Annotated in this window: 25 protein-coding genes; 11 read left to right on the forward strand and 14 right to left on the reverse strand. The window is 71.7% G+C overall.

Annotated elements, in window-relative coordinates; genetic code table 11:
* The first annotated feature begins 51 nt into the window (after nucleotides 1-51).
* Nucleotides 52-666, forward strand: a complete 615-nt coding sequence (locus VKN16_11070; GenBank protein HME94744.1) for an OmpA family protein — start codon at nucleotides 52-54, stop codon at nucleotides 664-666.
* Here VKN16_11070 and VKN16_11075 read toward each other — a convergent pair.
* The 3 genes from VKN16_11075 to VKN16_11085 all read right to left on the reverse strand — a co-directional run bounded on the left by VKN16_11075 (nucleotide 644) and on the right by VKN16_11085 (nucleotide 2,436).
* Nucleotides 644-1,606: a patatin-like phospholipase family protein gene (locus VKN16_11075; GenBank protein ID HME94745.1), complete on the reverse strand. Its 963-nt coding sequence runs from the start codon at nucleotides 1,604-1,606 to the stop codon at nucleotides 644-646. The two genes, VKN16_11070 and VKN16_11075, sit on opposite strands and share 23 nt — an antisense overlap.
* 72 nt (nucleotides 1,607-1,678) lie before the next feature.
* Nucleotides 1,679-2,083, reverse strand: coding sequence for a response regulator (locus tag VKN16_11080; protein HME94746.1), 405 nt, complete (start codon nucleotides 2,081-2,083; stop codon nucleotides 1,679-1,681).
* 32 nt (nucleotides 2,084-2,115) lie between these two features.
* Nucleotides 2,116-2,436: a hypothetical protein gene (locus VKN16_11085; protein HME94747.1), complete on the reverse strand. Its 321-nt coding sequence runs from the start codon at nucleotides 2,434-2,436 to the stop codon at nucleotides 2,116-2,118.
* 349 nt (nucleotides 2,437-2,785) lie between these two features.
* Here VKN16_11085 and VKN16_11090 point away from each other — a divergent pair, with 349 nt between their 5' ends.
* Nucleotides 2,786-4,090 carry an amidase gene (locus VKN16_11090; GenBank protein ID HME94748.1) on the forward strand — a complete coding sequence of 435 codons (1,305 nt, stop codon included), beginning with the start codon at nucleotides 2,786-2,788 and terminating at the stop codon, nucleotides 4,088-4,090.
* 78 nt (nucleotides 4,091-4,168) lie between these two features.
* Complete coding sequence (locus VKN16_11095) at nucleotides 4,169-7,309, forward strand: transglycosylase domain-containing protein (GenBank protein ID HME94749.1); 3,141 nt, start codon at nucleotides 4,169-4,171, stop codon at nucleotides 7,307-7,309.
* Between the two features lie 452 nt (nucleotides 7,310-7,761).
* Here VKN16_11095 and VKN16_11100 read toward each other — a convergent pair whose 3' ends face one another.
* The 5 genes from VKN16_11100 to VKN16_11120 form a co-directional block, all read right to left on the reverse strand.
* On the reverse strand, nucleotides 7,762-8,601 hold the full coding sequence (locus tag VKN16_11100; protein ID HME94750.1) for a nitrile hydratase accessory protein: 840 nt from the start codon (nucleotides 8,599-8,601) through the stop codon (nucleotides 7,762-7,764).
* 11 nt (nucleotides 8,602-8,612) lie between these two features.
* Nucleotides 8,613-9,215, reverse strand: a complete 603-nt coding sequence (nthA, locus tag VKN16_11105) for a nitrile hydratase subunit alpha (GenBank protein ID HME94751.1) — start codon at nucleotides 9,213-9,215, stop codon at nucleotides 8,613-8,615.
* A gap of 6 nt (nucleotides 9,216-9,221) precedes the next feature.
* The gene (nthB, locus tag VKN16_11110; GenBank protein HME94752.1) at nucleotides 9,222-9,902 is read right to left on the reverse strand and encodes a nitrile hydratase subunit beta; all 681 of its coding nucleotides are present in this window, start codon (nucleotides 9,900-9,902) and stop codon (nucleotides 9,222-9,224) included.
* A gap of 15 nt (nucleotides 9,903-9,917) precedes the next feature.
* On the reverse strand, nucleotides 9,918-10,526 hold the full coding sequence (locus tag VKN16_11115; GenBank protein HME94753.1) for a hypothetical protein: 609 nt from the start codon (nucleotides 10,524-10,526) through the stop codon (nucleotides 9,918-9,920).
* A 63-nt stretch (nucleotides 10,527-10,589) separates the two neighbouring features.
* Nucleotides 10,590-11,870: an NAD(P)/FAD-dependent oxidoreductase gene (locus VKN16_11120; protein ID HME94754.1), complete on the reverse strand. Its 1,281-nt coding sequence runs from the start codon at nucleotides 11,868-11,870 to the stop codon at nucleotides 10,590-10,592.
* A gap of 106 nt (nucleotides 11,871-11,976) precedes the next feature.
* Between VKN16_11120 and VKN16_11125 the strand changes: the two genes are divergently transcribed.
* From VKN16_11125 to VKN16_11135, 3 genes are all read left to right on the forward strand, one after another.
* Nucleotides 11,977-12,411 (forward strand): GNAT family N-acetyltransferase, encoded by a 435-nt coding sequence (locus VKN16_11125; protein HME94755.1) that lies wholly within the window; start codon nucleotides 11,977-11,979, stop codon nucleotides 12,409-12,411.
* Complete coding sequence (locus VKN16_11130) at nucleotides 12,408-12,785, forward strand: EthD domain-containing protein (protein ID HME94756.1); 378 nt, start codon at nucleotides 12,408-12,410, stop codon at nucleotides 12,783-12,785. Before VKN16_11125 ends, VKN16_11130 begins: the two co-directional genes overlap by 4 nt.
* 210 nt (nucleotides 12,786-12,995) lie before the next feature.
* Nucleotides 12,996-13,718, forward strand: a complete 723-nt coding sequence (locus tag VKN16_11135; protein ID HME94757.1) for a PEP-CTERM sorting domain-containing protein — start codon at nucleotides 12,996-12,998, stop codon at nucleotides 13,716-13,718.
* A 157-nt stretch (nucleotides 13,719-13,875) separates the two neighbouring features.
* Here VKN16_11135 and VKN16_11140 read toward each other — a convergent pair whose 3' ends face one another.
* The gene (locus VKN16_11140) at nucleotides 13,876-15,771 is read right to left on the reverse strand and encodes a propionyl-CoA synthetase (protein HME94758.1); all 1,896 of its coding nucleotides are present in this window, start codon (nucleotides 15,769-15,771) and stop codon (nucleotides 13,876-13,878) included.
* A 98-nt stretch (nucleotides 15,772-15,869) separates the two neighbouring features.
* Between VKN16_11140 and VKN16_11145 the strand changes: the two genes are divergently transcribed.
* Nucleotides 15,870-16,655 (forward strand): alpha/beta hydrolase, encoded by a 786-nt coding sequence (locus VKN16_11145; protein ID HME94759.1) that lies wholly within the window; start codon nucleotides 15,870-15,872, stop codon nucleotides 16,653-16,655.
* A 34-nt stretch (nucleotides 16,656-16,689) separates the two neighbouring features.
* Here VKN16_11145 and VKN16_11150 read toward each other — a convergent pair whose 3' ends face one another.
* The 3 genes from VKN16_11150 to VKN16_11160 are packed head-to-tail and all read right to left on the reverse strand — an operon-like array spanning nucleotide 16,690 to nucleotide 20,096.
* The gene (locus VKN16_11150) at nucleotides 16,690-18,057 is read right to left on the reverse strand and encodes a hypothetical protein (protein HME94760.1); all 1,368 of its coding nucleotides are present in this window, start codon (nucleotides 18,055-18,057) and stop codon (nucleotides 16,690-16,692) included.
* Nucleotides 18,054-19,073, reverse strand: coding sequence for an NADP-dependent oxidoreductase (locus VKN16_11155; GenBank protein ID HME94761.1), 1,020 nt, complete (start codon nucleotides 19,071-19,073; stop codon nucleotides 18,054-18,056). The genes VKN16_11150 and VKN16_11155 overlap by 4 nt, the downstream gene beginning before the upstream one ends.
* 30 nt (nucleotides 19,074-19,103) lie before the next feature.
* Complete coding sequence (locus VKN16_11160; protein ID HME94762.1) at nucleotides 19,104-20,096, reverse strand: aldo/keto reductase; 993 nt, start codon at nucleotides 20,094-20,096, stop codon at nucleotides 19,104-19,106.
* A 67-nt stretch (nucleotides 20,097-20,163) separates the two neighbouring features.
* Between VKN16_11160 and VKN16_11165 the strand changes: the two genes are divergently transcribed.
* Entirely contained in the window at nucleotides 20,164-21,168 is a 1,005-nt protein-coding gene (locus VKN16_11165; protein HME94763.1) for an aldo/keto reductase, read from the forward strand.
* A gap of 36 nt (nucleotides 21,169-21,204) precedes the next feature.
* Here the strand turns inward: VKN16_11165 and VKN16_11170 are convergent, their stop codons facing one another.
* On the reverse strand, nucleotides 21,205-22,275 hold the full coding sequence (locus VKN16_11170; GenBank protein HME94764.1) for a C-terminal binding protein: 1,071 nt from the start codon (nucleotides 22,273-22,275) through the stop codon (nucleotides 21,205-21,207).
* 120 nt (nucleotides 22,276-22,395) lie between these two features.
* Here VKN16_11170 and VKN16_11175 point away from each other — a divergent pair, with 120 nt between their 5' ends.
* Nucleotides 22,396-23,190 (forward strand): hypothetical protein, encoded by a 795-nt coding sequence (locus VKN16_11175; protein ID HME94765.1) that lies wholly within the window; start codon nucleotides 22,396-22,398, stop codon nucleotides 23,188-23,190.
* Nucleotides 23,187-23,465: a hypothetical protein gene (locus VKN16_11180; protein ID HME94766.1), complete on the forward strand. Its 279-nt coding sequence runs from the start codon at nucleotides 23,187-23,189 to the stop codon at nucleotides 23,463-23,465. The genes VKN16_11175 and VKN16_11180 overlap by 4 nt, the downstream gene beginning before the upstream one ends.
* On the opposite strand, the gene VKN16_11185 is transcribed toward VKN16_11180, so the two are convergent.
* Nucleotides 23,462-23,860, reverse strand: a complete 399-nt coding sequence (locus VKN16_11185) for a hypothetical protein (GenBank protein ID HME94767.1) — start codon at nucleotides 23,858-23,860, stop codon at nucleotides 23,462-23,464. The genes VKN16_11180 and VKN16_11185 overlap by 4 nt on opposite strands.
* A 403-nt stretch (nucleotides 23,861-24,263) precedes the next feature.
* On the opposite strand from VKN16_11185, the gene VKN16_11190 reads away from it, so the two are divergent.
* Nucleotides 24,264-24,749: a hypothetical protein gene (locus tag VKN16_11190; GenBank protein ID HME94768.1), complete on the forward strand. Its 486-nt coding sequence runs from the start codon at nucleotides 24,264-24,266 to the stop codon at nucleotides 24,747-24,749.
* Nucleotides 24,750-24,880 lie beyond the last annotated feature (131 nt).

The following is a 24,880-nucleotide window of genomic DNA, read 5'->3' on the forward strand; positions in this document are numbered from 1 at the left end:
CACGACCGCCTCACCGAGCGACACGAGCTGGCCTGAGTCGGAGCCGCGATCATGCCGCTACTTGGTCGGATCTCGTTCGTGCTGGGCGCGACGGCGGTGACGCTCCTCGCGGTCGGCTGTGCCGCACGTCACGAACCCGCACCCACCGTGGCCGCCGGCGCCGCGCCGCCGGCGGCACCGGCCACTCCGCTTCTCGCGCCCACCTGGCCCGACGCCGCCCCCGTGCCGGAAGCCTCCGCGCCGGACGCGGCGGGTCCGGCGCCCGATCCCGAGCGCATCGCCGAGTTCGCCCCGCGCGAGGAGCTGAAGGACGTCCACTTCGCCTCCGGCCACATCCAGGTGGAGCGGCGCGACCTGGCGTCGCTCGACGCGGCGGTCGCGTGGCTCAAGTCCAATCCGAGCCAGCTGGTGATCCTGGAGGGGTACACCGATGCGGTGGGCGCCCGCGCCGCCAATCTGGCGCTCGCCCATCGGCGCGCCACGTGGGTGATGCAGTACCTGGTCGGCCACGGCGTCCCGGAGAGCCGCATCACGGTGGTCTCGCGCGGCGAGGACGGCACGCGGTGCGCGGAGCGCCGCGCGGCCTGCCAGAGCCGCAACCGGCGCGTGCACTTCCTGGTGCGCGAGAGCGAGACCGTGCAGATCAGCGCGTCGCCCAGCCGCTGAGGCAGGCGCGCGCATCTTCGCGCCCGCGCTCCAGCGCGCGGGCCATCCCGGCCGGATCGAAGTCGAGCGGCCGGAGCGACAGCGGGGCCGACGGGGCCAGCAGGTGCACCTCCGCGGCGGGGAACTTCAGACGGGCCAGCTCGACGTCGCGCCGGATCTGGTGGATCATCCCCATCTCGAAGGCTTCCTCGAGAGCTCGCCGCACGGTGGTGGGCGGGGCGCCGCGCTCCTCGGCCGCGTAGCTCATCACCACCACCGCCCGCTCGACGTCGGGCGCCGCCGCGAGCGCCTCCAGCACCGGCGCGCGGCCGGTCAGGCCGCCGTCGACCAGCAGCGCGCCCTCGACGTCGACCGCGGGAAACGCCCCGGGCACCGCGGCGGCCGCCATGAGAGCCTCACGCGTCACGGTCGCGTTGTCGAAGAGGCGCTGCTCGCGGCGGGCCAGGTCGGTGGTGACCACGAGGAGGCGGACCGGGGAGGCGCGGATACGCTCGAGGTCGAGGCTCTCGGCGATCAACTCGCGCAGCGGAGCCGGATCGAAGAGCGAGCCGGCACGGTCCAGGATCAGCAAGGTCAGCCAGCCGGGCAGGAGCCCGCCGAAGAGCACTCGCGTGCGCAGCGAGTACACGCGATCGCGAGTGAGCTCGCGCCAGAGGGCCTCCAGTCGATCCGTCCGGCCGGCGGCGATCATGGCCGCGTTCAGGGCGCCCGCCGACGAGCCCGCGACCAGGCGGATCGGCAGCCCGCGCTCCACGAGCCACGCGGCCACCCCGGCCTCGTAGGCGCCCTTGGCGCCGCCGCCCGAGAGCACGAGCGTGGTCGGCGTGGCGAGCGGGCGCGCGGAGGTGCCGCACGACGACGCGGCCGTGGATCCGGCGCCGAGCGCGCACGCGAGGAGGGCGAGCGCGGAGCCGCGTCGGCCCGCGAGATGGCGGAGCATGCCCGGCTCTTACAACGAGCCGGGCCGGCCCGTCAATCGTCCACGCGTCTGCTGGACGACGCGCGAGTCGGTCTAGCCCGCGCGCCCGGTGAGCGGCGCGGTCGCGGCAGTGGACCGGTCAGCGAGGACCATGCGCACGCGCCGCGACAGGTACTCCACCGTGAACGGCTTCGTGATGACCGGCCCGGTGGGGACGAGACCGCGCGCGACCAGGAAGTCGCGGTCGTAGGCCGACATGAACATCACCTTGATGCCGGGCAGCAGCGCGGTGAGCCCGCTGGCCAGCTCGCAGCCGTTCAGGCCGGGCATCACCACGTCGGTCAGCAGCAGATGGATCGGCCCCGGATGCTGGGCCGCGACCCGGATCGCATCCTGACCGTCGGACGCTTCGAGCACTCGGTAGCCTTCATCGGCCAGCATGTCGCGAGCCAGGATCCGCACCCACGGGTCGTCGTCCACCACCAGGATCGTTCGCACGGCTATCGGCCTCCGGTTCGTGTCGTTAGGATTCAGACGGCGCGGCGCTGGGTCCGCAGGGGAAGCGGCACCGGGACCGCCGCGCGGACGGGATCGGGCATCGTGCTGCGGAGCCGTTCGATGAAGCGCGAGCGGGACGCCGGCTTCGGCGCGGCATCGACGCTGAACGTGGCGCGCACCGGCTTGCGCGAGCGCTCGCGATTGAGCCAGGTCTCGAGCGGATAGGACTCGACGCTGGCGCAGGTCGGACAGTGCCGGTACATGCGGGCGTCGAAGACGGTATTGCAATCGAGCTCCACGCAGAGCTTCGCGGAGCGCAGTTCGATGCGAAAGGTGTCTTGCTCGAGCTTCATCGATTCCTCCTGTCGGCCTCGTACGGCTCCGTCGTCTTCCGTGACCAGGCAGGCCGGGCGGGAGCATCCGGGCCGACGCGTCGGTGGAGAAGGGACCGAAACCCCGTTCCGTACACTCGCCGCTCGACCTGCCTGATCCGTACTTCGCTACTGGCGGCAAGTCCTGTACCAACGAAAATGCGGCGCAGAATCCAGCGCTTCCCGGGAATGACGCGGGGGTGACACCCCGCGCCCTTCCGTGGCTGGGCAACGAAATGCCCTCTCGCACGGTAGCTGGCTCCTCCTGCACTTTCTGCGGAGAGGATGCGTCTTGACAGCCCGCTCGCCGCGCCGTCATGATCTCTCGCCCATGGATCGCGACGATCCGTCCTCCCTCTCCGCCGCCGTCGCGGCGGCGCGAATCGCGGAAGGCGCACTCTCACCAGTCGAAGTCGTCGACGCATGCCTCGCCCGCATCGCCGCCCGTGACGGCCACGTGCGCGCGTGGGCCCACGTCGACGAGGCGGGCGCGCGCGCGACCGCGCGCGAGCGCGAGGCCGAAGCCCGCGCCGGACATCGACGGGGACCGCTGCACGGCGTGCCGGTGGCGATCAAGGACATCTTCCACGTCGCCGCGATGCCCACGACGTGCGGCGCCGGGCCCGCGTTCCATATCCGTCCGGTCGACGACGCCACCGCGGTGGCGCGTCTGCGCGCGGCTGGCGCGATCGTGCTCGGCAAGGTGCACACGACCGAGTTCGCGTACTTCGAGCCGGCACCCACGCGCAATCCCTGGAACGTGGCCCACACGGCGGGCGGATCGTCGTCCGGCTCCGCGGCGGCGGTGGCCGCGCGCATGGCGCCGCTGGCCCTGGGGACCCAGACCGTGGGCTCGGTGCTGCGCCCGGCCGCCTACTGCGGCGTGATCGGCTTCAAGGGCACGCATCGACTGATCCCGACCGAGGGGGTGGTGCCGCTCGCGTGGAGCTTCGACCACGTCGGGATCTTCGCCCGCGCGGTGGCCGACGTGACGCTCACCGCGGGCGTGCTGGCCGCTCGGGCGCTCGACGCGCCCGCCGCGTCCGCGCCGCGCCTGGCCCTCGCTCCCGAGCTGCTCGAGCGCGCGACGCCCGAGGTGGCCGCGGCGGTGCGCGAGGTCGCGCGGCGCCTCGCGCGGGCCGGAGCCACCGTGCACGAGGTGAAGCTGCCCGCCTCCTTCGCGGCGCTGCACGCGGCCGGCCGGGTCGTGCTCGAGGTCGAGGCCGCCGCGTATCACGAAGACCTCTACCGCGCCCACGCCGCCGAGTACCGGCCGCGCACGCGCGAGCTGATCGCGGACGGACTCGCCCGCCCCGCGGTGGCGTATGTGCGAGCCCAGCGCGAGCGACTCGCGTTTCGCGCCGAGGTGGCGCCGCTGCTCGCCGACCACGACGCGCTGCTCTCGCCGACCGCGGCGTCGACGGCGCCCGAAGGCCTCGCCACCGGCGATCCGTGGTTCTGCGCTCCGTGGAGCTTCGCGGGCGTTCCCGCGTGCTCGCTGCCCGGCGCGGTCTCGTTCGCGGGGCTGCCGCACGCGGTCCAGCTGGTGGCCGCGCGCGGTCGGGACGCCGCCTTGCTCGCGGTGGCGGCGTGGTGTGAGCGCGTGCTAGACTTTTCTGGCTCGCCATCGATCTGACGGCGACGCAGGTGCGGTGCCCAGTATGCGACGGTTGCTCAGAGGAACGTCCGAAGTCGACGGACAGTTGACCACGCAGTGGCAGACTTGATTGGTCGGTTCTCGCTGAGGCGTCTGTCCGGTCCCCGCCCGACCTCCCAGACCGCGCTCGCCACCGGCGTCCTGAGCGACGTGCTCGCGCGGCGGGCCCGCCGCCCGCGGCCGTGGATCGGGCGCCTGCGCGAGCAGCTGCATCGCCCGCCCGTCCTCGTCCCGGTGCTGGTGTCGATCATCGTGCTCGCCGCGCTCGCGGAGGCGCGCACCTCCACCATGCAGGCGCTCTTCCTCTCGACCGCGGCCCGCATGCTCACCTACCGCGTGGAGCCGGGGCCGAATCCCTCGCCGCAGGTGCCGCGCTCCGGCCCGTACGACGAGCGGCTGGGCTACACGCGGCTCGTCGACTTCGTGGACCGCCTCGACGCCGCTGGCTATCGGGTGGAGCAGCAGGCCCGGATGTCGAGGAGCCTCGCGCACTTCGCGGCGTGGGGCCTCTATCCGCCCTACCACGAGAAGACGCGGGCCGGCCTCGCGGTGGTAGACCGCGAGGGGCGGGCGCTCTACGTCACGCGCTATCCCGAGCAGGTCTACGGCCGTTTCGAGTCCGTGCCGCCGCTCCTGATCAACACCCTGCTCTTCATCGAGAACCGCGAGCTGCTCGACGCGCGGCAGCCGTACCACAACCCGGCAGTGGACTGGCGCCGGCTCGCCAAGGCGGTCGGCGTGGAGACCATCGGCCGGCTCGGGGGCGAGCGCCACTCCATCGGGGCGAGCACGCTGCCGACCCAGCTCGAGAAGATGCGCCACTCGCCGGACGGGCGCACGCGCGCGCCCGCCGACAAGCTGCGGCAGATGCTGTCGGCGAGCCTGCGCGCCTACAAGGACGGCGCGGCCACCCACGCCACCCGCCGCCAGATCGTGGTCGACTATCTGGATTCTCTGCCCCTCGCGGCCGCCCCCGGCCACGGCGAAGTGCACGGGCTCGGCGACGGCCTCGAGATCTGGTACGGGATGGACTTCGCGGAGGCGAACGCGCTGCTTGCGGCGCGGCCCGCCGGCCCCGACGCGGCGCGAGCGCGTGTGTTCAAGCGCGCGCTCAGCCTGATCCTGGCCGCCCGCCGCCCGTACTATTACCTGGTCGAGAATCCCGCCGGCCTCGAGGAATTCACCGACAGCTATCTACGGGTGATGGCCCGCGCGGGCGTGATCGACGCGGGCCTGCGCGATGCCGCGCTCGCCCGGCGACTCGACCTGCGGCGCGGCAGCGGCGGGCCGCCCGCCGCCTTCGTGGAGCGCAAGGGCGCCAACCTGGTGCGCACCCGCATCTCGGGCATGCTGGGGACGCCCGCGCTCTACGACCTGGACCGGCTCGACCTGACCGCGCGGAGCACGCTCGATGCGCCGGCCCAGGAGGCCACCGCGCGCCTGCTGCGCTCGCTGGGCGACCCGGCCACCATCGAGCGCCTCGGGCTGGTGGGCGAGAAGCTGCTGGGTGGCGGCGATCCCGCCCACGTGCTCTACAGCGTCACCCTGTACGAGCGCACCCCGGGCGCCAACCGCGTCCGCATCCAGACCGACAATCTCGACCAGCCGCTGGACATCAACGGCGGCGCGCGCATCGACCTGGGGTCCACCGCCAAGCTGCGCACGCTCATCTCGTACCTCGAGGCGATCGCCGCGCTCCACGACCGCTACCAGCGGCTCGCCCCCGCCGAGCTGGGCGCGGTGAAGATCCATCCGCGCGACCGCCTGGGCGCGTGGGCCGTCGAGTACCTCCGGGGCGCGCGCGGCACGGATCGGAGCCTGCAGGCGATGCTGGAGGCGTCGCTCGAGCGCCGCTACTCCGCGAGCCCGGGCGAGGCGTTCTTCACGGGCGGCGGCCTCCACACCTTCGGCAACTTCGACCACGACGACGACCGGCGCATCATGACCATCCGCGAGGCGTTCCAGCACTCGGTGAACCTCGTGTTCATCCGGCTGATGCGCGACGTGGTCTGGAATCACCTCTATGGCTCCTCCGGCTCGCTCGCGCTCCTGATGGAGAATCCGGTCGACCCGCGCCGGGACCGCTACCTGAGCCGCTTCGCGGACCGTGAGGGCAGCGAGTTCGTCCGGCGCTTCTACCGGAAGTACCAGGGCCTGCCCGCCGCGGACGCCCTCGATCGCCTGCTGAGCGGGGCCCGGGTGACGCCGCACGGTCTGGCCACCGCGCTCCGCTCCGTCTATCCGGAGGTGAGCCCCGCGGTGTTCCGCGAGCTGATCGCTCCGCGCCTGCCCGCCCCCCGGTTGTCCGACAAGGCGATGGACGAGCTGTACGAGCGCACCGCCCCCGAGGGGATGCCGCTGGCCGATCGCGGCTACGTGGCGCGCGTGCACCCGCTCGAGCTGTGGGTGGTGAGCTATCTGCGGCGGCACCCGGGCGCCGGGATGGGTCAGGTGGTACGCGCGAGCAGCGCCGAGCGCCAGGCGGTGTACAACTGGCTGTTCCTCACGCGGCACCGCAACGCCCAGGATCACCGCATCGCGACGCTGCTGGAGATCGAGGCCTTCCTGGACCTGCACCGCGGATGGGAGCGGCTCGGCTATCCCTTCGCGTCGCTGACCCCGTCGCTGGCCACCGCGATCGGCAGCTCGGGGGACCGGCCCGCCGCGCTCGCCGAGCTGATGGGCATCATCGTCAACAACGGCGTGCGTCAGCCCACCGTCCTGGTGGACACCATGGACTTCGCGACGGGCACGCCGTACGAGACGCGCGTGGGCCGCGCCGAGCAGCCGACCAGCCAGGTGCTGGCCCCCGAGATCGCCACGGTGATGCGCGGCGTGCTGACCCAGGTCGTGGACGTCGGCACCGCGCGCGGGCTGCGTCCGGCGCTGGCGCGGCCGGGCGGCGCGCCGCCGCACCTCATGGGAGGCAAGACCGGCACCGGCGACCATCGCTACTTCGTCTACGCCAAGAACGGTGCGGTCGTCGAGTCGCGGGTGGTGAGCCGCGCCGCCACGTTCGTCTTCATGCTCGACGAGCGGTACTTCGGCACCGTGACCGCGTACGTGCCCGGTCCCGAGGCGGGGCGCTTCCACTTCACCAGCGGGTTGCCCGTCCGCCTCGTGGGCCTGCTGATGCCCACCCTCGACGCGCTCTCTTCTTCCTCGCCCGCCACGACCACCACCGCCTCCGCCCGCTGACCGCGGTCACCCGCCGGGGTGGGGAGCCCGGGGACGTCCGCCCGGGAACACGCTGAGTCGCGCCGCGCTTGGGCTGCATGACGAGCCACGAGAGAGCGCGCTCTCCTTCGCCTACCCGCAGAAGTCACGCTTCCCGGGCGGACATCCCCCGGCCCCCCACCCGGTGCGCCGCCGCAATTCCGCAACCAACGCAACAGCGCGATCGAGCATCAGCAGACTGTTGTCAATTCTTCAGTGGGCGGGGTGGTTGGGGGCGGCGGAGAGGACGCAAAGGGCGGGGGAGCGGGAGGGGGCCCTGCCGGGAACCGTGTCTTCTGCGCGCAAGCGAAGCGCAGCGGCACCCCGTCTCGTGGCCCGTCATGCCGCCCAAGCGGATCGCGACTCAGCGTGTTCCCGGCAGGGCCCTCCCGCTCCCCCGCCCGCCGGTCGACCTACCGCAGAGCCCCGACCGGCTAGAACACGTCGTCCCGCTCGCCGAACTCGAACTGGTAGGTGGTCTCCTCGAGCTCGGCCGGCGCGACCAGACCCTTGGCCGCCAGCAGCGCCTCGAAGGTCTGGAGCCAGATCTCGTAGTAGCTGAAGGGCCCGGGGCGACGCTCGGCCCGGGCGATGTGGGCGATGAGGCCCTGGCGGAACTCTTCCCACTCGTAGAGGCCACGCTCGTGCAGGGCCACCGCCATCCCGAAGACGCGGCCTTGCCACGGCTCCTCGAAGACCAGCTCGCCGTTCTTCCGGGGCAAGGCGGCGCGTCCTTCCATGATGGCGACGACGCGATCCACCGACAGGGCCTCGCCCTCCGCGGTCACCCCCGAGGGCGCGGCCGCGCACTGGTGCGCCGCGCGCGGCGGCCAGAGGCGGACGTCGTCCACTGGCTGCCCGTCGGGGCGTGGCTGCCAGGCCGAGGCGGTGAAGTGATAGGGCGCCAGCGCGGCGCACGGGGGCAGACAGCTGTCGGCCGCGAGCATCGCCTCGACGTGGTCGTAGAGCGCGATCGCGAGGGCGTCCGAATCGATCGAGTGAAACCACTGGGCCTGTCCGTCGAAGAGCAGCAGGACCACGTTGGCAAGGGCGCAGGGGCCGAGGCAGCCTCCGATCGTGAGGTGGACGACGTTGCGCAGCCGCCTCCGCTCCCACTCGCGGTGGAAGGTCTCGGCGGGCACTGCAGCAAAGCCGTCCTCGGTCCGCCCACAGCAGCAGCCGGTGGCGCACACGAGGAGCTGGCCGCGGAAGCGCGCCACGTTCACGCGGCGGCCGTCGCGGCGCATGACGATATTGCGCCGCCGCTCGTACATGCCGGCGCCCCTCAGCGCGCGGCCGCGGGGGACGGCCGCACGTCCGCCACGCCGATCAGCGCGTCGCGCGTGATCAACGGGACCAGCTCGGCCTCCGAGAGCCCCTCGGCGCCGGCCGGCCGCTGCGGCAGCACCATGTAGCGCATCTCCGCGCTCGAGTCCCACACCCGGATCTCGCGTCGCTCCGGCACCTCGAGTCCCATCTCCCGCAGCAAGGCGCGCGGCTCGCTCACCGCGCGCGAGCGGTAGGCGGGCATCTTGTACCAGGTGGGTGGCAGCCCCAGCACCGGCCACGGGTAGCAGGAGCAGAGCGTGCACACCACGAGGTTGTGGGTCGCCTCGGTATTCTCGACCACCATCAGCATCGCGTAGTCGAGATCGAAGCGCGCCAGCGCGGCCCGCGGATCGTCCAGCAGCAGCCGCCGGTACCCCGGATCGGTCCAGGCCTTCGCCACCGCGCGGGCCCCCACCATCGGCCCGGTGTCGGACTCGTAGCGCTGCACCACCCGGTCCACCGCGTCGGGGGCCAGGATGCCCTTCTCGAGCAGCAGCGATTCGAGCGCGCGCACGCGCGAGACGATGTACGGATCGACGTTGGGATGGTTCTTGCCCATCGCGGATCACCTCCCGGGCAGGAGATAGCTCTCCCAGAGATCGATGTGGACGGCCTGGTTGGGCTCGGCCGACTCACCCCACAGCACGCGCGCGTCGAAGCGCACGCTGTAGAGCGGCTGCGGCTGCTCGCCCTGACCGTGGGCGTTCGTGTCGGGGAACACGTGGATGCCGTGGCAGCAGTGGATGACACCGCGCTTGCCCCGAGCGTAGCGAGGCAGTCGGGTGTGGCCGCGGGGGTGCATGTCCCGGGTGAGCACCGGGTCCCCCGCGGCGAAGCGCGGGGTGGCGCCGGTCTCGCGGATCACGTCCTGCACCCAGCCCGGATTGGCGGTGCCGCGCTCGGGCAGCGGCCCGCGCACGGCCGAGCGCGCGGCGGCGTCGGGACGCTCGCCGAAGAAGGCCAGGCGGCCGGCCAGCTCCTCGGCCCCGACCACGCCCTTCTCGACCAGCACCCGGGTGACGCCGTCGAGCCACTTCTCGTAGTAGGTGGCCCGCAGGTAGTGCGCCGGCGCCATCCGCTCGATGCCGTGGCGGAACTCGTCGATGTTGAACAGGCCGCGCGAGCCGGCCGCCCGCATCATCGCGAGCACCGCGGCCTCCCAGTCGGCGTGGAAGACCGGCTCGTTCTCCTCCCGCTCCACCGGCCCGAAGCCCTGCATCCCGCCCAGATCGTGCACGCCGTCCATGGCCGCGATTCTATCTCAATGGGTGCGCGGCGGCGCCGCGTCGACGGGCGGGGCCTCGGCGGGCACCCCGGCGTGGCGGGCGCGCAGCTCCATCCAGAGCCGCAGGCGCGACCAGTCCGGCGTGTCGACGTAGTGGCCGCGCGTCGGGTCGATCCAGGGGTTCGGGAAGAAGATCGTCAGCATCTGCTCGTCGCGCCCGTTCCACAGGCGCGCCCCCCACGCGCTCGGCCGCCCCGCGCGATCGCGGCTCTGAAAGAACGCGGCGCGCGCGCAGCGGCGCCACTGGGCCAGAGCCGGCGGCGTGGGCAGCCCAGGCGAGCCGGCGTGCAGACCGATGCACAGGTGGAAATGCCACGATTCGCGGCCCGCGATCTGCACCGTGACGTAGCCGTCGAGGAGGCTGACCCGCGGCCGCTCCACGAACCGTCCTTCGAAGACCGCGCCCTCGATGCACGGCCCGAAGATGACCTCGGCCCAATGCTCCTCGAAGATCTCGCGCAGCAGCACGAGCAGCCGCGGCTCGGTGCACTCGATCGGGAAGTAGTCGGTGGCGCTGCCGTCGAGGTTGGCGACCTGCGTGGCCGGCTCGGGCGCCGGCGCGGCGAGCCCGGGCTCAGTGCTCACGGTAGCCCACGAGGCCGGCGTCGAGCGAGCGACCGGGCGGACATCAGATCGATGGCCGGCCGCCTACCAGTCCAGGCGGGACTCGAGGATGACGCCGCGCCTCCGATTCGCCCAGCGCGTGACGCGCACGACCTGGTGGAAGAACCACAGCGACAGGTGCAGCCGCCGGGGAAGCAGGCCGAACGATCCGCCGGCCAGCACCCCGGTCACCGCGGGCACCACCCCGAGCACGTTCTTCGGGCGCATGAAGACCTCGAGGAACGCGCGATCGTAGTAGGACTCGATGAAGCGCTCGAACGGCTTCGTCCCGCGGCGCACCGCGCGCTCGTAGCCGCGAAATCGGCGCGCCTCGAAGCGGCCGGCCCGGAAGGCGCGGAGGATCGCCCCCGCGGCCAGCTCGCCGGTCTGCATGGCCAGGAACACGCCGGGAGAGAAGATCGGATCGACGAAGGCGACCGCGTCGCCCACGCACACGAAGCGGTCGCCCGTGATGGGCTCGATCGAGTAGGCGAAGTTCGAGGTGGTGTAGAGCTCGGTGACCCGCTCCGCGCCCCGCATGTTCTCCGAGATCTTCTCGCAGCGGGCCACCATCTCGTCGAAGAGCTCGGACAGGGTCCCGCGGCGGGCCTTCACCACCCGCTGGTGCAGCACGCAGCCCACGCTGGTCTCGTCGCGCGTCAGCGGGATGTACCAGAACCATCCCTCCGGGAAGATGTAGAGGCGCACGTTGCCTTCCGACCGGCCCGGGAAGCGCCTGGCGCCGCGGAAGTAGGCGAAGATGGCGACCTTGCCCAGTCCCGGCCGCGGCTTGCGCTGGCCCTGGCGGGCAGCCAGGAAGGCGTCGCGGCCGCTGGCGTCCACCAGGAAGGAGGCGCGCAGCGCGCGCTCGCCGTCGCGGTCGCTGAGCCGGGCGGTGACCCCGTCGCCGTCGAAGACGACCTTCTCCACGGTGGCAGGCTGGTGGACAGTCACCCCGGGCTGCGACGCGGCGTGCTCGAGCAGGAGCTGGTCGAACTCCGCCCGGTGAACGTCGAGGGTGAAGGAGGGCCAGGGCCGCCCCGGCTGGAAGTCGAACGTGGTCTCGAGCCCCAGCTCCTGGTCGTGAAAGGTCGCTCCGTACTTCATCTGGAAGCCGTGGGCGAGCACGCGGTCGAGGACGCCGAGGCGCCTGCAGATGTCCATGCAGGTGGGGATCAGCGACTCGCCGACCTTGAAGCGCGGGAAGGCCTCCCGCTCCACCAGCGCGACGCGAAGGCCGCCCTGGGCCAGGAAGGTCGCGGCGGTGGAGCCGCCCGGCCCGGCCCCTACCACCAGCACGTCGGCGTCGCGCGGGGACGTCGTCACGCCCGGTATCCTACCCGATCCGGGCCGCCGCGGGCGAGCATGGAGAGCGTGATTTGCCGCCTCTTCGGGTGCATGTTAGCCTGCTGCGGCCGAGGAGGCCGTGGCCATGACCGACATCCGGATGGTGTCCAACCCGCACGCGTCTCAGTCCCTCAAGCAGGTCGTGATGGATCACCTGGACGCCTACAACCTGGCCGTCACCGGGCTCACCGCCTACTCGCCGGTCAACTACTTCCTGTACGACGGAGGCGACGAGATCGTGGGCGGGCTGCTGGGCTTGATCTGGGGGGGCGCCCTGCACGTGCGCATCCTGTGGGTCGCCGAGTCGCTGCGCGGCCAGGGACACGGACGGCGCCTCCTGGATGCGGCCGAGCGACGCGCGATCGAGCGGGGCTGCCGCCACGTCTTCCTCGATACCTTCAGCTTCCAGGCGCCGGGCTTCTACGCCCGGCTCGGCTATGAGATGTACGCGCGGGCCGAGGACTGGCCGATCGGTCATGCACATTGCTTCCTGAGAAAAGTTTTGCCGAGCCCGTCATGATCAAGCTCGTCTTCTGCCTTCGGCGCCTTCCGCACCTCTCGCGCGAGGAGTTCCAGCGCTACTGGCTCGACTCGCACGGTCCGCTCGTGCGGGAGCTGGCCCCCGCCCTCGGGATGAAGCGCTACGTGCAGGTCCACACGCTGCGATCCGCCTTCAGCGAGGCCCTGCGCGCCCACCGGGGTGCGCCCGACGACTTCGACGGCATCGCCGAGCTCTGGTGGGACAGCGTCGACGACTTCGCGCGAGCGGGCAGCACCAGGGAAGGCCGCGAGGCCGGCCGCCGACTGCTGGTGGACGAGAAGCGCTTCATCGATCTGTCCCACTCGCCGATCTGGTTCGGCGAGGAGCATTCGGTGGTCGATCTTACTCGGTAACTTCCGGAAGTACTCGCCGCGACGGCGGCGGCGAGGTGTGTCCGATTCCCGGCACTTCTTCGTACGCGGCGAACATCAGGCGCGTCCTCCAGTCCCGATGTCCGTGTTTTCTTGGTTCCTGCATTGTGGAATTTGTTTTCCCTACTAGGCTCCGGTGGTCAACGGCCCTCCGTCGCCTAGTGGCACATAACTTGTTTCCGTCTCCTCTCCATGCTGTCGAAGCCGTCGGACCACCCGCGTAAGGAGGTCAATGAAACTATGGGTAGAATTGTCGCAGTTGCACTCGTCGTCATCGTCACGCTGATGGGTGTCGCCCTCGTCGGCACACCCGCGGAGGCGATCTCCTGCATCGGCGCAGGCAACGTCACCGCCCTCGGTCCCTCCGGCTGCACCCAGGGAGGTCTGACGTTCAGTGACTTCTCGGTAGCGGCAGCTGGGTTCACCGGGGTGACGATCTTTCTGAGCCCCCTCTCCGCCACCGTCGGACAGGACGTGAACCTGAACTTCCAGGTCGCTCACGACCCGTCGCCGGTCAGCCTGGCGGACATTCTCTTCTCCTACACCGTCACTGCCAGCGGCGGCGCAGCCGCACTCAACGGTATCGATCTTTTCAACCCGGGCGAGAACGTGACCATCCGCGAGGTCGCCTGCGCCGATCCGTTCGTGAATGGCGTCTGCGGCGGGACCCCGCTTGCCAGCCTGGTGGTCGGCCCAAATTCCAACCTGGCGGCAAGCTTCGATCCGGACTCGCAGATCTTCATCCGCAAGGACATCCAGTTCGGAAACAACTCGTTTATCAGTGAGTTCACCCAGAGTCACGACCTCACGCCCGTCCCCGAGCCGGCCACGCTCGTGCTGCTCGGCAGCACCCTGACTGGTCTCGGCGTATTCAGCCGACGGAAGCTCCGCAACAAGCAGGCTGAGGCCGACTAACCAGCCGCGTTCAGAGGCATCCGGTGCGCCGTAGGGGGGCGGGCCGGGTGCCTCTAATCGCAGCAGGGTCGGTGCCGCCGGATGGCGTAACCGATCTACGCGATCCCGAAGCATTCCGGTAGTAATGTCCCAGTTGCTACGCGGGACCGCCGAGCGCCTACCGCGGATATCCTAGCGTCTTCAGCGAATCGCCGATCTCGCCGAGGACGGCGGGATCGTCAATGGTGGCAGGCACCCCGTACTCCACCCCGTCGGCAATCTTCTTCATCGTGCCGCGGAGGATCTTGCCCGAGCGGGTCTTGGGCAGCCGCTTCACCACCGCCACCGTCTTGAACGCGGCCACCGGGCCGATCTTCTCGCGCACCAGCTCGACGAGCTCGCGGCAGAGCTCGGCATCGCCCCGGGCCACCCCCGCCTTGGTCACCACGAGCCCGACCGGCACCTCGCCCTTGATGTCGTCCGCCACGCCCATCACCGCGCACTCCGCCACGTCGGGGTGCGAGGAGAGCACCTCCTCCATCGCCCCGGTCGAGAGCCGGTGGCCGGCCACGTTGATGATGTCGTCCACGCGACTCATGATGTAGATGTAGTCATCCTCGTCCTTGTAGCCCGCGTCGCCGGTGAGATAGAAGCCGGGATGCCGGGTGAGATACGAGCGCTCGTAGCCCGCGTCGTTGTTCCACAGCGTGGGCAGGCTGCCCGGCGGCATCGGCAGCTTCACGGCGATCGATCCGATCTGGCCGGCTGGCACCGGCTGGTTGTCCTCGCCGAGGACCTGGATGTCGTAGCCCGGCACGATCTTCGTCGGCGACCCCGGCTTGACCGGCAGCATGCCGAGTCCCACGCAATTGGCCGCCATGGGCCAGCCGGTCTCGGTCTGCCACCAGTGATCGACCACCGGCACCTGCAGCCGTTCCCGTGCCCAGATCAACGTGTCGGGATCGCAGCGCTCGCCGGCCAGGAACAAGGTGCGGAAGCGAGACAGGTCGTAGCGGGCCATGTGCTCGCCCCCCGGGTCCTCCTTCTTGATCGCACGGAACGCGGTGGGGGCGGTGAAGAGCGCATTGACCCCGTGCTGGGCGCACAGGCGCCAGAACGCGCCGGGATCCGGCGTGCCCACCGGCTTGCCCTCGTAGAGCACGGTGGTGCAGCCCTTGAGGAGCGGGGCGTAGACGATGTAGGAATGACCGACCACCCAGCCGATGTCGGAGGCGGCCCAGAACACCTCGCCCGCGCCCATGCCGTACACCGCGCCCATGCTCCACTTGAGCGCGACCGCGTGCCCGCCGTTGTCCCGCACCACCCCCTTCGGGACGCCGGTGGTGCCCGATGTGTACAGGATGTACAGCGGATCGGTCGCGGCCACCGGCACGCACTCCACCGGACCCGCCGCGGCCACCGCCTCCTGCCAGTCCACGTCGCGGTCCGGCACCATCGGCGCCGTCTCCATCGGCCGCTGCAGGATCAGGCAGCGCTGCGGCTTGTGGCCGGCCATCGCGATCGCCTGATCGAGCAGCGGCTTGTAGGGGATGACGCGGTTGACCTCGATGCCGCACGAAGCCGACAGCATGACCCTGGGCCGGGCGTCGTCGATGCGGGTGGCCAGCTCCTTGGGGGCGAAGCCGCCGAAGACCACCGAGTGGATGGCCCCGAGCCGCGCGCACGCCAGCATGGCAATCACCGCCTCCGGCACCATGGGCATGTAGATGATGACCCGGTCGCCCCGCTCGACGCCCTGCCGTCGCAGCGCGCCCGCGAAGCGGGCCACCGCATCCCGCAGCTCGAAGTAGGTGAAGACCCGCGCGGTCCCGGTCACCGGCGAGTCGTAGATCAGCGCCGGCTGCTTGCCGCGGCCGCGGTCGATGTGCACGTCGAGCGCGTTGTAGCAGGTGTTGAGCACGCCGCCCGCGAACCAGCGGTAGTAGGGCGGCCGCGTCGAGTCGAGCACGCGGTCCCACCGACGCTCCCAATACACGTCCTCCGCCACCGCGCCCCAGAACCCCTCCGGGTCACGCTGGGAGCGCCGGTAGACCTCCTCGTAGATCGTCGTCATCGAGCCCGCCTCCTTGCCGCGTTCCGGGCCTGGGACTGTACACCGCCGGCCGGATGCCTTGCCAGGGGCCACCGGCACGCCCTATCATCGCGCGGGCCATGCTTCCTCCCCGCATCCTGCTCGGGCTCGCCGCCGTGATCGGCCTGGCCCTGCCGTCGCGCGCCGACGCGGCGGACCTCCGCACGATCCCGTCCCGGCCGGGCGTCACCGAGTCGCTGCTGCTGCTCCGGCCGGCCGGGACGCCGGTGGCCAGCGTGATCCTCCTCGCCGGCGGCGATGGCGTCGTCGCCCTGACCCCGGCCGGTCCCTCGCGCCTGCAGGGCAACTTCCTGCTGCGGACGCGGCGGCGCTTCGCCGCCGAGGGCTTGCTGGTCGCGGTGCTCGACTCGCCGTCCGACCGGACGAGCCTCTGGAACTTCCGTACCACCGCGGACCACGCGACGGACCTGCGGGCGGCCATCGCGGCGGTCCGGGAGATCGCGCCGGTGCCGGTCTGGCTGGTCGGGACGAGCATGGGCACGCTGTCGGCGGCCAGCGCGGCGGCCCGGCTCGAGCCGGGGGGGCCCGACGGCATCGTGCTGACCTCGTCGGTGAGCGTGGTCTCGAGGATGAGCGGCGAGTCGATCCGCCACGTGGCCCTGGGCGACATCCGGGTGCCGACGCTGATCGTCCACCACCAGCACGACGCCTGCCGGTCCTCGCCCTACGCGTGGGCCGCGGACGCGCCGAAGGCGCTCACCCGGGCGCCCGCGAAGGCGCTCTTGTCGTACGACGGCGGCAGCCCGCCCATCTCGGATCCCTGCGAGGCCAAGTCGGCCCACGGCTATCTGGGGCTCGAGGCGCAGGTCGTGTCCGACATCGCGGCCTGGATCCGCGCCCACTGACCGCGCCGGCGCACGGACTCCCCGGCGCGCGGGCTCAGGTCGGCGGCGGCTGGGCCAGGCGCGTGCGGCGGATGCGCGCCTGGATGTCGCGCACCCGCTCGTGCTCGAAGTCGATCTGCACCTCACGGTGCTCGACCTCCCAGTGGTTGACGGTGGCGAACCAGCCGAATCGCCGGCCGCGGTTCGGGACCATGGTCTGGCCGCGGTAGATCACCGAGCGGATCTCGCCCGAGGGCAGCCGCTGCTCCTCCTCGGGCTCGCCGCCGGTGAGCTTCAGCACGTCGTCGTAGGTCGTCTCCCCCGGCCGGATGCGCGCGAGCGTCTCCGGTGAGGGCACCTGCCCGGTGGCGCGCCGGGTCGCCTCCTTGCCGAAGTGGATGCGCTCCCGGACCGTGCGGACGAGGCGGCGGAGCAGGTTGCCGACGATCGGCCCGGTGAGATTGCCGAGTCCGAGCAGCAGCGCGGACAAGAGAATGGGCCGCCACGGTAGCCGGCCCCGGAAGTACACGAACTGCACCTTGAGCGTCTGCGGCACGGTCCCGTCCGCGGCCAGGAGGGGAACCGAGAGCGACTCGGTATTCTCGCGTGTCTCGCTCATCCGGCGGTTGGCCGTCGTCGGCACCATCTCGTCGATCTTGAGGTGGTTCGCGTCGCTGAAGTTGATGGCGAGGCGAGAGAAGTCCGTGGCGAGCGGGATCACGCGGTCGCGCTTGCCGAAGTAGAAGGGATACAGCGACGAGTAGCCGACGTCGCCGAAGGTCAGCGTGATGATGTGGCGCGGGCCCCAGAAGGTCTCCTCGAGCCAGCTCACCCGCCGGGAGGTCATCACTCCCCTCGCGGCCAGCTCGAGCCGGGGCACCCAGTCGAGGCTGGCCAGCTCGGGCTTCCACGGGATGCGGATGTAGGTGGCGGGCTTCGCCCCGCGGGCGAGCCCCTCGGGCCGCGCGAACGTCACGAAGACGGCCCCGCCCAGATCCTTGGCGGCGGCCGCGCCGGCCCCGGTGCCCATCAGGACGCGGCTGCGGGCCGTGAAGGGCACGCGGCCGTGCACCAGGACCTTGAAGCCGGCGCCCTCGACCTCGCGCGTCAGCGTGGGATCGGCGCCGTCCGCGCCGTCCGTGCCCACCAGCTCGCCCGGCCACAGCAGATAGATGTCCTGCGCAAACTCCGAGGGGTCGCGCGCCGGCGGCGGGGCCACGCTGAAGGACACCTGCAGCGCCAGCGGCCCCGGCTCTCGCACGTCCCTGCGCGCCACGTTGGCGGTGATGAAGACCGGAGCGACCCAGAACTCGGGGTGCGGCTTCGAGGCGATGAACACCTGCGCGCCGGCGACCGCCGGGCTCAGGCCCAGCGCGACCAGCGCGATCGCGGCCGCCCGCGTCAGGCGTCCGCGGCGGGTCACCGGGTCGGATCCTCCCCCACCCGCACCAGCAGCTTGCCGAAGTTCTTGCCCTGCAGCAGCCCGATGAAGGCCTCCGGAGCCTTCTCGAGTCCCTCCACGATGTCCTCGCGATGCTTGAGCCGTCCCTCGCGCAGCCAGCCGCCGCACTCCGCGAGGAAGTGGCCCATGCGATCCAGGTGATCCGAGACGATGAACCCCTTCAGCAGCACGCGATTGAACAGGAAGGCCCGCAGGTCGGGACCGGGGGTGGGCTCGGTGGCGTTGTACTGAGAGATGAGGCCGCAGAGCGGGATGCGCGCGTTCTGGTTCAGCAGCGTCATCACCGCGCGGAGCACGTCGCCGCCCACGTTCTCGAAGTACACGTCGATGCCGCTCGGGCAGGCCGCCTTCAGCGCGGCGGGCAGGTCGCCGGTCTTGTAGTTCACGCACGCGTCGAAGCCCAGCGCGCGCACCACGTAGTCGCACTTGTCCGGGGAGCCCGCGATGCCGACCGCGCGGGCGCCCTTGATCTTCGCGATCTGGCCCACCGCGGAGCCGACCGCCCCCGACGCCGCCGACACCACCACCGTCTCCCCCGGCTTCGGCCGACCGATGTCGAGCAGGCCCACATAGGCGGTCATGCCGGGCATGCCGAGCACGCCCAGCGCGGTGGAGATCGGCGCCTGCTTCGGGTCGAGCTTTCGGAGCGCGCCGCCCTTGGACACCGCGTGCGACTGCCAGCCGTCGTAGCCGAGCACGAGGTCGCCGCGCGCGACCGCCGGGTGCCTGGACTCGAGCACCTCGCCGACGGTGCCGCCCACGATCACCTGCCCGGGCTCCACCGACTGCGCGTACGAGCGCGCGCCGCTGATGCGGCCGCGCATGTAGGGATCGAGCGAGAGATAGATGGTCCGGGTCAGCACCTCGCCGTCCTTCGGCGTGGGCCGCGGCGACTCGACCAGGTCGAAGTCGCTCGGCTTGGGCATTCCGACCGGACGGCTGCGCAGCACGATCTGCCGGTTCACGGGCGTGGGCATGGCCTGGCTCCCTCGGGCGGCGCCCTCCGCTCAGCGCGGGTCGTCGCCCCACCGGTACTCGCGGGTGATCTCGTCGAGACGCGACTTCAGCAGCGCGTCGATGGGCTTCTCGGGCGCGGACAGCAGGTCGTCGAGCTGATCGGGCCGGCTCGCCCCCACGATGGGCGCGGTGATCGCGGGCTCGGCCAGCATCCACGCGACGGCCAGCCGCGCCAGCGGCATGCCGGCCTCGTCGGCGAGCGGGCGCAGGACCTCGACCGTGTCGAACTCGCGCGCGTGCCAGTAGCGATCCTGGTAGCGCTCCGCGGCGGTGCCGAGGGTGAAGCGGGTGCCCACGGTCGGCCCGCTCTCGCGGCGGTGCTTGCCGGAGAGCAGACCGCCGGCCAGCGGATTGTAGGGGATCACCCCGAGGCCTTCCTCGCGGCAGAGCGGCAGCAGCTCGCGCTCGATCTGGCGGAAGAGCAGGTTGTAGCGCGGCTGCACCGAGTCGAAGCGCACCGCCCCGAGCACCTCGCTGCGCCCGAGCGCGCGCGCCACCTGGTAGGCCGCGAAGTTGGAGCAGCCCACGTAGCGGGCCTTGCCCGCCCGCACCACGTCGTCCAGCGCGCGCAGGGTCTCGTCGATCGGCGTCTCCGGGTCAGGATGGTGCAGCTGATACAGATCCACGTAGTCGGTGCGGAGCCGCCGCAGCGATCCCTCGATGGCGTCCAGGACGTGCTTGCGGGAGGCGCCGCGGTCCCATCGCCGCCCGCTCATCGCCCCCACGCACTTGGTGGCGACCACGAAGTCGCGCCGGCGGCCCTCGAGCCAGCGGCCCACGATCTCCTCGGTGCGGCCCACCGTCTCGAAGCCGCCGCCCAGCGGATAGACGTCGGCGGTGTCGAGGAACGTGATGCCGCCCGCGGCCGCCCGGTCGAGGATGGCCCGCGACGTGGCCTCGTCGCACTGCAGCCCGAAGGTCATGGTGCCGAGGCAGAGGCGCGAGACGGAGAGGCCGGTGCGGCCGAGACGAGCGTGGCGCATGCGAGGGAGAGAGTACCGAAGGGCCCGCGCGGGGGCAAGCGAGCGGTCCGTGATATAAGAGACGGCCATGGAATATCGAGTGCTCGGGCGGACCGGATTGCGGGTGTCGGCGCTGGCCTTCGGCTGCGGCGACGTGGGTGGGCTGATGGTGCGCGGCGCGCCCGCCGATCGCGAGCGCGGGGTGGCGCGCGCCATCGAGCTGGGCATCAACTACCTCGACACCGCGCCGTCCTACGGCTCGGGCGAATCCGAGAAGAACCTGGGGCAGGTGCTGCGCGCGCTGCGTCCGTCGGTCATCGTGGGCACCAAGTGGCGGCTCGTCGCGCGCGACCTCGCCGACGTGGCGGGAGCGGTCGCGCGCTCGGTGGAGACGAGCCTCGCGCGCCTCGGGCTCGAGCGGGTGGACCTGCTGCACCTGCACAACCTGATCGGCCGCGTGGGCGACGAGCGGCCGCTCGGGGTCGCGCGCGTGCTGGAGGCGGTGGTGCCGGCGGTGCGGCGGCTGCAGGAGCAGGGCAAGGTGCGCTTCTTCGGGGTGACCGCGTCCGGCGAGACCGGCGCCCTGCACCGCGCGATCGCCAGCGGAGCCGTCGACACCGCGCAGACCGTCTTCAACCTGCTGAATCCCACCGGGGCCTACCAGATGCCGGTCGGCTATCCCGCGCAGGACTACGACCGGCTACTGGCGCTGGCACGCGAGCAGGGCGTGGGCACCATCGGCATTCGCGTCCTGGCCGGCGGCGCGCTGAGCGGCCGGATCGAGCGTCACCCGACCGCCATCCCCACGGTGGCGCCGATCGCCTCGGGCCCCGACTACGCGAGCGACGTGGCGCGGGCCCGCGCGCTGCAGCCGCTGGTGGCGCAGGGCCACGCGGGCAGCCTGGTCGAGGCGGCCCTGCGCTTCGCCATCACCGGCGACGCGCTGTCCACCGTGCTCATCGGCTGCTCCGACCTCGCCCAGCTCGAGCAGGCCGCCGCCGCGGTCGAGAAGGGCCCGCTCTCCCCCGCCGCCCTCACCGCCTGGGGTCAGGTCTTGCAATACGACATTTCCACCCCGCGCGAGCGCGGCTGACCGCGAAAATGTCGTAATGCAAGACCTGACCCCGGCCTAGCGATTCGGGCCGCGGCCCATGGGGTAGGGCTGCCAGCGGATCAGCGAGGTCTTGGGCAGCACGCCGGGGTTGACCGCGGAGCGGGGCCACTTGCCCTGGAGCACGGTGGCGATCTCGCGGCCGAGCCGCCGCCGGGTCTCGGGGGCCATGCGCGCGGTGGCGGACGCGATGTGCGGGCTCACCAGCACGTTGTCCATGTGCAGCAGCGCGTTGTTGGGGTCCACCGGCTCGACCTCGAAGACGTCGAGCGCGGCGCCCGCGATCCACCCCTGACGCAGGGCCTCGGCGAGGGCGGCCTCGTCGACCGTCGGCCCGCGGCCATTGTTGATGAAGAGCGCGCTCTTCTTCATGGCGCGGAACTCGCGCTCGCTCATCATGTGCCGGGTCTCCGAGTTGAGCGGCGCGTGCATGGACAGGAAGTCGGCGCGCTGGCACAGCTCGATCAGGCTCGTCACCGGCTCCACCCCCACCGCGGTCATCTCCAGCTCGGCCAGGAACGGGTCGTAGGCGATCACGCGCAGCCCGAAGGCGTGCGAGCGGCGCGCCACCGCCTTGGCCACGTTGCCGAAGGAGATGAGGCCGAGGGTCTGGCCGTAGAGCCGCGGGATGTTCGCGAAGTAGGGCCGGCCCTCCGACCACTTGTTGTCGACGGTCAGCTGATGCATCAAGCGCAGGCGGCGGTGAGCGGCCAGGAACATGGCCATGGTGTGATCGGCCACCTCGTCGATGAACACGTCGGGCACGTTGGTGACCACGATGCCGGCCTCGGTGGCCGCGTCCACGTCCACCGTATCCGCGCCCACGCTGCCCAGCCCGATGACTTTGCAGTTGCGCAGCCCCTTGATGATGGTCGCGGTGATGCGCCGGTTGCGCGCGATGACCGCGTCGGCGTCCCGGGCCGCCGCGATGAACTCCTCCTCGGTCTTGGCCGCGACCTCGACGATCTCGGCGCCGATCGGGTCGAGCGCCTCTCGCTCGATCTTGTACGCGCCGTCGGCCAGGTCAAACGTGACCCCGCCCGACGGCTTCTGGACGACGACCTTGAACTTCGCGCTGGGGGCTGCCATGCCGACGACCTCCTGGGTCAAAGGTGAGGTGCTGCGTCCGCGGCCCCCCACTCTGGGGTCCACAAGGATACGCTCCGCGCCGGCCTGAAGTCGAGCGCCTCTTGTGCTAGGGTGTCGCTGATGCTCGTCGGAGCCTTCGCGGTCGCGCACACGCCGCAGCTGCTGATCCGTCCGGAGACCGAGGACCGCGATCTGGTCCTGCGCGTGCACGCGGCCATGCAGCGGGTGAAGGCGCGCCTGCAAGCGATGCGGCCGGACGCCATCGCGATCGTGGCCGGCGACCACGTCGAGGCGTTCTTCCTCGACGGCGTCCCCGCGCTGGCGGTGTACGTGGGCCGCGAGTGCACGGGCAGCTTCGGTCCCTACCGCTACCGTCTCGACATCCACGAGCCGCTCGCCCGCGCGGTCGTCGAGCAGGGCATCGAGCGCGGCTTCGATCTGCTCTACACCCAGGACGCCTCGCTCGACTACGCCTTCTACGTCCCGCTGCACTTCGTGATGCCGGAGCCGGCGGTGCCGATCGTCCCGCTGCACGTCAACGTGTACCTGCCGCCGCAGCCCACACCGGCCCGCTGCCACGCGTGGGGGGTGACGCTCGGCGAGATCCTGCGCGCGCGTCCGGAGCGCATCGCCCTGATCGCCTCGGGCGGCATGTCGCACTTCCCGGGCACCGACCGGTACAGCTCGCCCGAGTTCGACTACGACCGCGGGCTGCTCGACACGCTCCGCGCCGGCCGCGGCCGCGAGATGGCGCGGCTCACCGGCGAGGAGCTGGACAAGCGTGGCAACATCGAGCTGCGCACCTGGATCACGCTGCTGGGCGCGGTGGGCGACGCGCGCGCGGACGTGTACTGCTACGAGCCGTCGTGGCATCACGGCAACGCGGTGGTCGAGTGGCCGATGAGCGGCGGATGAGCGACGGCGCCCACTACCGGTTCCCCCCGTCCGAGGCCTACCGGGTGAATCGCTGCCTGTACGCGCTGAAGTCGGACCGGGCCTTCGCGGAGCGCTTCCTCGCCGATGCCCGCGCGGCCACCGACTCGATGGGGCTGACCGACGGCGAGCGCGCCGACCTGCTGCATCTCGACCGCGACGCGCTGGTGGCGCGCGGCGCTCATCCCTACCTCGTGTTCATGGCCGGGCTCCGCCTCAAGATGCTGAGGGAGCCGTCGCGGATGGAGTACTTCTAGGACGTCACCTCGATGCGGGTGGCGACCAGCTTGGCGCCTCGCTCCTCGTAGAACGCCTTCACCTTCGCGCCCTCCTGCAGATCGGCGAAGCGCGCCTCGCGGCCGTCCACCTGGATCAGCGTGTCCGGTCGCACCTCGAGGGTCTTGCCGAGCAGGCTCAGCGGCCCGATCGACACGTCCACCGTCTCGGTGCGGCCGTCCACCCGGGTGAGCTTGCCCTCGATCATGCCCGCGCCCCGGTCGACCCGGGCCAGGGTCTGGGCCGCCCGCGGCCCCGCGTGGGCCTGGGCCACCGCCGGCGCGGTGTTCACGCCGGGGCCGGCGGCGGCCGCCACCAGGCCGAGGGCGAGTCCGATGCCGCGTCCGATATACCGCCGGATCTGGTGCCGCTCCATGGCATCCTCCTCTCGCGGGCGGATTGGCCCCGCTTGCGCATATAGAGAGAGCAAGTGCGGTACCAGCAGCCGACATGTCGCTTTGAAAGACCCGAATCGGCGGCTGCGATGCGCGAGCTGTGGGCAGGGCGTGTAAGCGTTACACGCATCCAGCACGTAAGTTGTTCCGGGAGATGGACCATGACACGACGCTTCAGGCGGCTCGCTCGACGGTACGGCTCGATCGCATTCGTGGTCGCAGTCCTGCGTAGCTACCGGGAGGGCCGACGCCGAGGGCAGACCCGCTTGAGCGCGCTCCGCTTCGGACGCGCGGTGGCCCGGTGGCGCCGTCAGAACGGAGCCGCGCATTCGTAGACGCGGCCGGGGCCCCGCGCGTCGGCCGGGGCAGACCGGGCGCGGCGCGGTGGCCACGCTCCTCCTGCTCCTGACCGTCGCGGCCGTCCCGGGCTCCTCGCCGCCCGCGGCGGTGGCGCAGACGCCGGCCCCCGCTCCCGCCGCTCCGTCACCGCCACCCGGCTCGCCCGCCCCGGACCCGGTCGCGCGCGAGCTGCAGCAGGCGCTCGCGGTGGCCACCCAGCGCTTCCAGGCCATGGACGGCGCGGGCGTGCTCGCCAATATCTCCGACCGGTATCGCAACGGGCCGTTCACCAAGACCTCGGTGCGCGAGCACCTGCTCACCATGTTCGCGCTCTACGACACCGTGCGCGCCCGCGTGCGGGTGGACGAGGTGCGGATGGTGGACGGCCGCGCGTGGGTGTATTCCACCGGCGAGATCACCGGCCGGCTGCGCGGCATCGGCGCGTGGACCACCGTGCTCTCGTGGGAGCGGGAGCCCGAGGTGGCCCAGCGCGAGGGCGCCGCCTGGAAGCTGATCGGCCCCGGCGCCTGACCGGCGCCCGAGTACCCCCGCCGCGCTCAATCGTCGCCGGCCCCTCGCGCGCGATCGGCTATGCTAGCCGCCGCCGCCCGAGGCGGCCACGGGGGGAATCGACCTGGCCGGCGTCCTGCTGCTCTACGCCC

The organism is Candidatus Methylomirabilota bacterium, from assembly GCA_035315345.1.
In the GTDB taxonomy this organism is placed as follows: Bacteria; Methylomirabilota; Methylomirabilia; order Rokubacteriales; family CSP1-6; genus CAMLFJ01.